Source organism: Caballeronia sp. LZ035 (genome assembly GCF_031451175.1).
Lineage (GTDB): Bacteria > Pseudomonadota > Gammaproteobacteria > Burkholderiales > Burkholderiaceae > Caballeronia.
In genome coordinates, this window is record NZ_JARUXS010000001.1 from 973854 (window position 1) to 979998 (window position 6145).

Here is a 6145-nt window from a genome sequence, read left to right on the forward strand (position 1 = left end):
ATGAGAAGCGCACTGGTGAAACGGTGCGCTTTTTTGTTATGGGAGCGGGCTAGAGTTGCACCAATCTGAGCCGCTTTCTCTTTGCGTTGTCGGCTAGAAGGATGTCGAGAGTAGCGATTGATCTCGCGTTGCAATCCAGCGCTGTCGCAAGATGCAGTGCATCGCCAGCACGCAAGCCGGTAGAGGCGTCGAGCGCCAGAACCGCCGCATGACGAAATACGGAAGGCTTGATGGGCGTCAGCCGTAGGTCTTTCGCGCACAGCCGTTCAAACGCATCCCATGCGGCAGATGATTCCTCATCAGTGATCTGACGGGTTCGCCGTTTGACGCCCAGCGCACTGGCAAACTCGGTGGCGCACCAGGCTCCAGAAATCAGGCTGTCCCTGCCCGAGAAGTACCAATTCGAAACCGCAGCGGTCATGCGTTCCAGGGCGCAGAGGGCGACTAAAACACTTGTATCGACATAGACCATCAGTAGCGCGCCTCACGCCGAAGCTCGTCGATAACCGAGTCAGTCATGGGCATGCGATCGCGTGTTTGCGCGATTTCTTTCAGGAAGGCCTTCCGATCCCAGTTACCCGGGTGAAGGCAGATGCCGCCGTCGACGGTCAGATTCGCCTGAATCTGATCGCCTTCGGACATGCCGGCATGGTGGAGGTATTCGGCGGGAATACGCACGGCGAGGCTATCGCCCCACTTGGCAATGAGCAGGTTCATGTCGAGTTCTCCTGGGTGGTCCGATAAGTACATTGACTGTAGCCGCGATGATGCAGGGTGAGAATTCGGCCGAATGGCCAGTGCCACAGCGCTAATCCGTCACCCGGCTTCGCTTGTGCCTCGCACATCCAGTGTGATGCCGAGCAAGCGCCGAAGCAGCCAGCGATTTTGCGTGAGCGGGACGCCCGGTCAGCCGCGCTTCGACCCGCGTCAATTCACGTCGCAATTGCCGGATATCTTCCTGCATTCGCACCCTGTCTTCTGCCGACTCAAGCAGCCAGCCTCGTCATGGCCGCTGTGCCCTGCAACCTCCGCCCGGCTCAAACGCGCGAGCTTCCACCGATAGAGGTAAGCGAGCGACTGCACCCATGCGAAGGTGGTCGCCGCGAGGACCAGGACGCCATAGTTGTGCTGCACGAAGAGGATGAAGGAAGCCATGTCGCCAGCCGTTTCAGTGCGATCAGGCCTAATGCACAGTCACACGAACGCGCCGAGGCTGATAGACAAACCGCGTCATTCAAGCAACCAAGACTGTCAGAAAAGGCACTGCCTGTGAATGCATGCCATGCTAAACCGGACGCTTCCTCAAGCCCACTGGATCAATCCGATCCTTCCGTCTTGAAATTATGTTTCTGCGTTTTCCGTCCGGTTGCCGCCTCGTTGCGAGGACGGCCGGCTTACTTCCCCACCTGCCTCAAGCAATACCCCGCGACCGCGTCCAGCACGGCATCGTCTTCACCGACAGCCGTCGCGCATTGAATGGTCACATCAGGATGCATCGCCTGACACCGTGCGACGATCTCTGGCAGATCCTTCCGCACATGCCCGCCTTGTCCGAAGAACACCGGCACGACGGTGATAGCATCGCACCCGTCCGCAACCTGCGACGCCACCGCTGTCGGCAAGTCCGGCGTCATCAGTTCGAGGAACGCAAGCGCAACCGGCTCGCCGCGCGCCGTGCGCAGCTTCGCCGCCAGCCGCTCGAAGGGCTCGGCCCAGCGCGGATCGCGTGCGCCGTGACCGAACAGGATGATGCCGTGCTTGCTCATCGTGTGCTCCGGGGAAATCGAGCTGTCAGTGCCGCTCCACCCACTTGAGTCCCAGCAACCCGACCACGAGATAGGCGAGGGCGGGCGCGGCCGCGGTGATTGGCGCGGGCCAGGTATTCAGATTGCCGATGTGCGAGAACAGCGTGTTGAACAACTGGAAGCTCATGCCGATCATGATGCCGCCAAACACCTTCACGCCGACCACACCGGCACGCGTGTGCAGATAGGCGAACGGCAACGACAGGATCAGCATCACGAACACCGCGAACGGATACAAGATCTTGCGCCAGAACGCGATCTGATAGCGCTGCGTGTCCTGGTGATTTTCCGTCAAGTGCTGGATATAGCGGAACAGGTTGAACATCGACATGCGGTCCGGCGACACCAGCAACACGGAGAGAATCTGCGGCGTCAGTTCCGAGCGCAGCGAGTATTCGGGCAGCGTCGTCTGGGTCGCGCGATAGACCGGGTTCAGCGTATCGCCGGGATTCACGGCTTGCGGCGGTGCGTCGGAGAGTCGCGTGTCGGTCACGCCGGTCAGTTTCCAGTGGCCCGGCGGCTCGTACACCCCGGTCTTCGCGATGCGCACGTTGGTCAGGCGGAACTTGCCGTCAAACTCATAGATGCGCACGTCGGCGATGGACGTATCCGGATTGAGCGTGCCGACGTTGACGAAGCGCGTGACCTGCTCGCCGTTTTCCTTGGCGGTCAGCGTGTCCTTCACCCACACGCCGGACTGGAAGTTCGACGATACCGACGAACCGAGCGCTTCCAGCCGCACACGCTCGGACAACTGATCCGTGTACGGTCCCACCACTTCGCCAATGAGATAGGTGACGAACACGAGCGGAATGCCGATCTTCAGCAGCGAACGCAGCGCGGCGCCGGTCGAGAGCCCGGAGACGCGAAAGATCGTGAACTCGGACGCCGCCGCCATCTGCGCGAACACGTAGATGGCCGAGATGAGCGCGGCGACCGGAATGATTTCGTAGAAGCGCGAGGGCGTCTGCAACGCGACGCGCAGCACCGCGAGCGGGAACTTGTAGTTGCCGTGGCCGACCGTGTTCAGCTCGTTGATCAGGTCAAAGAAGAAGAACAGGCCCGAAAACGCGAACAGGATGAAGATGAACGCGAGGTAGATCTGGCGCGCGAAGTATCGTTCGTAGATGCGCATGGGTTCAGGCTCCCTTCGAACGCGTCAGGGAAGGAAACCTGAAGAGCGGCCGGTTGCGAATTCGCAGCCAGAAGATGAACGCGACCAGCGCGCCCACGATCACGTGCAGTCCCACCAGTCCCACGCCGAAGGACACCTTCCCCTGCTCGATCCACGATTGCACGACGTTCAGCAGGTTCGAGTAGGTGAGATAGATGAGCACGGCCATCACCAGGTTGATGGTGCGGCTGCGGCGCGGATTCTGGTACGACAGCGGAATGGCGAGCAGCATCAGGTTGATGGCGATGAGCGGCAAGCCCGCGCGCCAGGCGAATTCCGCGAGATTGTCCTTGGTGGGTGTAGCCAGCAGGTCGGGCGTCGAGATGCCGGTGGTGCTCGGCGTGTTGACGACCTGGTGGCTCATGATCTTCACGCCGTAGCGCTCGAATTCCATGATGCGGAAGTTCGGCTGGCCGGGTTCGCCGTCATAGCGGCGGCCATTGTCCAGCACGATGAAACGATCGCCGTCGTTGCGCGTTTCCGTGTGACCCGTCTGCGAAACGATCACGTTGACCTTGCCGCCTTCCGTGCTGGTGACGAACACGTTCTGCACCTGGGCCTGGTCCGGCGACATCTTCTCGATGAAGAACACGCGATGGCTCGACGGCGATTCGCGGAACTGGCCGGGCGCCAGCAACGACACTTCGTCGCGTTGCTGGAAGCGCGCCTTGATGAGCTTGCTCTGCTGGTTCGACCAGGGCCAGCCGATGAACGCGAAGAACATGATGAGGATGATGATCGGCGTGGAGAACACGGCGACCGGCTTGATGAGCTGGGTCTGGCTCACGCCCGAGGCGAGCCACACGACCATTTCGGAATCGCGATACCAGCGCGTCAGCACGAACAGGATGGACACGAACAGCGTCACGATCAGCATGACCGCGAGATAGCCGATGACGGTGAGCCCGATCAGCACGACGACGTCTCTCGGGTCAATCTGACCCTGCGCCGCGAAGCCGACGATGCGGATCATCATCGTCGTCAGCATGATCGTGAGCAGCACCATGAACACGGCGCCGGCCGTGTACGCGAGTTCGCGCTGCAGGGAGCGTTCGAAGATCATTGAATTTTGCTTAAGACTGGCGGCGATGCGGAATCACGCACGCACCTCTTCGGCAGACGGGGAGGGGTCTTGCTTACCCTCACGCCGCAAACCGGTGACTGCCGCGGAAAAAATAGCGGATAATTGCGGCTTTCATCCTTCAGCCAAGATTTTATCCGAGGATAAGCGCGATGGACTTTAGCATAAAAGCCTGTGATTGGAGCGAAGGCGAGGCAAATGGTTTCCTTACCGGAAAGTCGGATGTCATCGTCCTCGGCATCTTCGAAGCGCAGTCGCTCACGGGCGCCGCGCGCGACATGGATGTCGCGACCCAGGGCCTGATTTCGCGCATCGTCAAGGCCGGCGACATGAGCGGCCGCGCCGGCACCACGCTGCTCGTGCCCGAAGTGACGGGCATCGGCGCTTCGCGCGTGCTGCTCGTCGGCTGCGGCAAGCAGGACGCCTTCACGCAGAAAGCCTATGGCGAAGCCGTGCGCGCCGCATGGCGCGTGCTGCTCGGCGCGAAGATCGGCCAGGCCACCTTCACGCTCGCGCAATTGCCGATCCAGGAACGCAGCGGCGACTGGGCCGTGCGCGCCGCCATTCTCGCGCTGCGCGAACTGACCTACAAGTTCACGCAGATGAAGAGCAAGCCGGACACCACGCCGCGCGCGCTCAAGAAGGTCGTGTTCAGCGTCTTCAGCGCCGACGAAAAGGCCGCCAAGGCCGCGTTGAAGCAGGGCGTGGCCATCGCCAACGGCATGGACCTCACGCGCGATCTCGGCAACCTGCCGCCCAACGTCTGCACGCCCACGTATCTCGGCCAGACCGCGAAGAAGCTTGGCCGCGACTGGAAGCTCAAGGTCGAGGTGCTTGGCCAGAAGCAGATCGAGGCGCTCGGCATGGGCTCGTTCCTGTCGGTGGCGAAGGGCTCGGTCGAGCCGCCGCAGTTCATCGTCATGCATTACCAAGGCGCGGGCGACACCGCCAAGGCGAAGGGCAAGAACGCGCCCGTCGTGCTGGTCGGCAAGGGCATCACGTTCGATTCGGGCGGCATCTCGATCAAGCCCGGCGAAGCCATGGACGAAATGAAATACGACATGTGCGGCGCGGGTTCGGTGTTCGGCACGCTGCGCGCGGTGGCCGAGATGGGCCTCAAGCTCAACGTGATCGGCGTGGTCCCGACCTGCGAGAACATGCCCGCGGGCAATGCGCTCAAGCCGGGCGACATCGTCACCGCGATGAACGGCACGACCATCGAAGTGCTCAACACGGACGCCGAAGGCCGCCTGATCCTGTGCGACGCGCTGACCTACGCGGAACGCTTCAAGCCGTCCGCCGTGATCGACATCGCGACGCTGACGGGCGCGTGCATCATCGCGCTCGGCCATCACAACACGGGTCTGTTCGCGAAGGACGACGCACTGGCGGGCGAGCTGCTCGACGCCTCGCGCGAGGCAGTCGATCCGGCCTGGCGCCTGCCCCTCGACGACGAGTATCAGGATCAGCTGAAGTCGAACTTCGCGGACCTGGCGAACATCGGCGGGCGTCCGGCGGGCAGCGTGACGGCGGCGTGCTTCCTGTCGCGTTTCGCGGCGAACTATCCGTGGGCGCACCTCGACATCGCCGGTACCGCATGGAAGAGCGGCGCGGCGAAGGGCGCGACGGGCCGGCCCGTGCCGTTGCTCGCGCAGTTCCTGATCGACCGCGCCGGCGCGTGATGCGGACGTGATCTCCGTATGACGCGCATCGACTTTCATACGAACGTCGGCGATCCGCTCGCGTACGCCTGCCGCCTCGCGCGCAAGGCGTACCTGAGCGGCAAGCCGCTCGTCGTGCTCGCGGAGCCCGCGCGGCTCGCCGCCTTCGACGAGCAGTTGTGGACCTTCCAGCCGCTCGAATTCGTGCCGCACTGCATGGCGAAGAGTCCGCTCGCGCAGGACACGCCGGTCGTGCTGACTTCCAGTCTCGACGAAGCGCCGCATCATCAGGTGCTGGTGAATCTCGGCGCGCCGGTGTCGGCGCAGTTTGCGCGCTTCGAGCGGCTGGAAGGTCCACAACTGCTCGTCGAAGGCGGCGAGCCGCGCGGGCTCCGCGAGCACGACGAGCGGCTTGCCGCTCAGG

Annotated in this window: 8 protein-coding genes; 2 read left to right on the top strand and 6 right to left on the bottom strand. The window is 62.6% G+C overall.

The window, feature by feature from the left end; translation table 11 throughout:
• Positions 1-49: 49 nt before the first annotated feature.
• From QCE88_RS04565 to lptF, 6 genes are all read right to left on the bottom strand, one after another.
• Positions 50-472 carry a type II toxin-antitoxin system VapC family toxin gene (locus QCE88_RS04565; protein ID WP_309899572.1) on the bottom strand — a complete coding sequence of 141 codons (423 nt, stop codon included), beginning with the start codon at positions 470-472 and terminating at the stop codon, positions 50-52.
• The gene (locus tag QCE88_RS04570; RefSeq protein WP_309899573.1) at positions 472-717 is read right to left on the bottom strand and encodes an AbrB/MazE/SpoVT family DNA-binding domain-containing protein; all 246 of its coding nucleotides are present in this window, start codon (positions 715-717) and stop codon (positions 472-474) included. Before QCE88_RS04570 ends, QCE88_RS04565 begins: the two co-directional genes overlap by 1 nt.
• A gap of 210 nt (positions 718-927) precedes the next feature.
• Positions 928-1155 carry a hypothetical protein gene (locus QCE88_RS04575; protein ID WP_309899575.1) on the bottom strand — a complete coding sequence of 76 codons (228 nt, stop codon included), beginning with the start codon at positions 1153-1155 and terminating at the stop codon, positions 928-930.
• 239 nt (positions 1156-1394) lie between these two features.
• Entirely contained in the window at positions 1395-1766 is a 372-nt protein-coding gene (locus QCE88_RS04580) for a CbiX/SirB N-terminal domain-containing protein (RefSeq protein ID WP_309899577.1), read from the bottom strand.
• Between the two features lie 25 nt (positions 1767-1791).
• Complete coding sequence (gene lptG, locus QCE88_RS04585; protein ID WP_309899579.1) at positions 1792-2940, bottom strand: LPS export ABC transporter permease LptG; 1149 nt, start codon at positions 2938-2940, stop codon at positions 1792-1794.
• A gap of 4 nt (positions 2941-2944) precedes the next feature.
• A complete protein-coding gene (gene lptF, locus QCE88_RS04590; RefSeq protein WP_309899581.1) occupies positions 2945-4042 on the bottom strand; it encodes an LPS export ABC transporter permease LptF in 1098 nt (365 codons plus the stop codon).
• A gap of 170 nt (positions 4043-4212) precedes the next feature.
• Between lptF and QCE88_RS04595 the strand changes: the two genes are divergently transcribed.
• Both QCE88_RS04595 and QCE88_RS04600 read left to right on the top strand, forming a co-directional pair.
• A complete protein-coding gene (locus tag QCE88_RS04595; protein WP_309899583.1) occupies positions 4213-5742 on the top strand; it encodes a leucyl aminopeptidase in 1530 nt (509 codons plus the stop codon).
• An 18-nt stretch (positions 5743-5760) separates the two neighbouring features.
• A partial coding sequence (locus QCE88_RS04600; RefSeq protein WP_309899585.1) for a DNA polymerase III subunit chi occupies positions 5761-6145 on the top strand: 385 nt, incomplete at its 3' end.

Coding starts and splice junctions, on each gene's coding strand:
- QCE88_RS04565 (WP_309899572.1), bottom strand. CDS start 472: ATGGTCTATGTCGATACAAGTGTTTTAGTCGCCCTCTGCGCCCTGGAA.
- QCE88_RS04570 (WP_309899573.1), bottom strand. CDS start 717: ATGAACCTGCTCATTGCCAAGTGGGGCGATAGCCTCGCCGTGCGTATT.
- QCE88_RS04575 (WP_309899575.1), bottom strand. CDS start 1,155: ATGGCTTCCTTCATCCTCTTCGTGCAGCACAACTATGGCGTCCTGGTC.
- QCE88_RS04580 (WP_309899577.1), bottom strand. CDS start 1,766: ATGAGCAAGCACGGCATCATCCTGTTCGGTCACGGCGCACGCGATCCG.
- lptG (WP_309899579.1), bottom strand. CDS start 2,940: ATGCGCATCTACGAACGATACTTCGCGCGCCAGATCTACCTCGCGTTC.
- lptF (WP_309899581.1), bottom strand. CDS start 4,042: ATGATCTTCGAACGCTCCCTGCAGCGCGAACTCGCGTACACGGCCGGC.
- QCE88_RS04595 (WP_309899583.1), top strand. CDS start 4,213: ATGGACTTTAGCATAAAAGCCTGTGATTGGAGCGAAGGCGAGGCAAAT.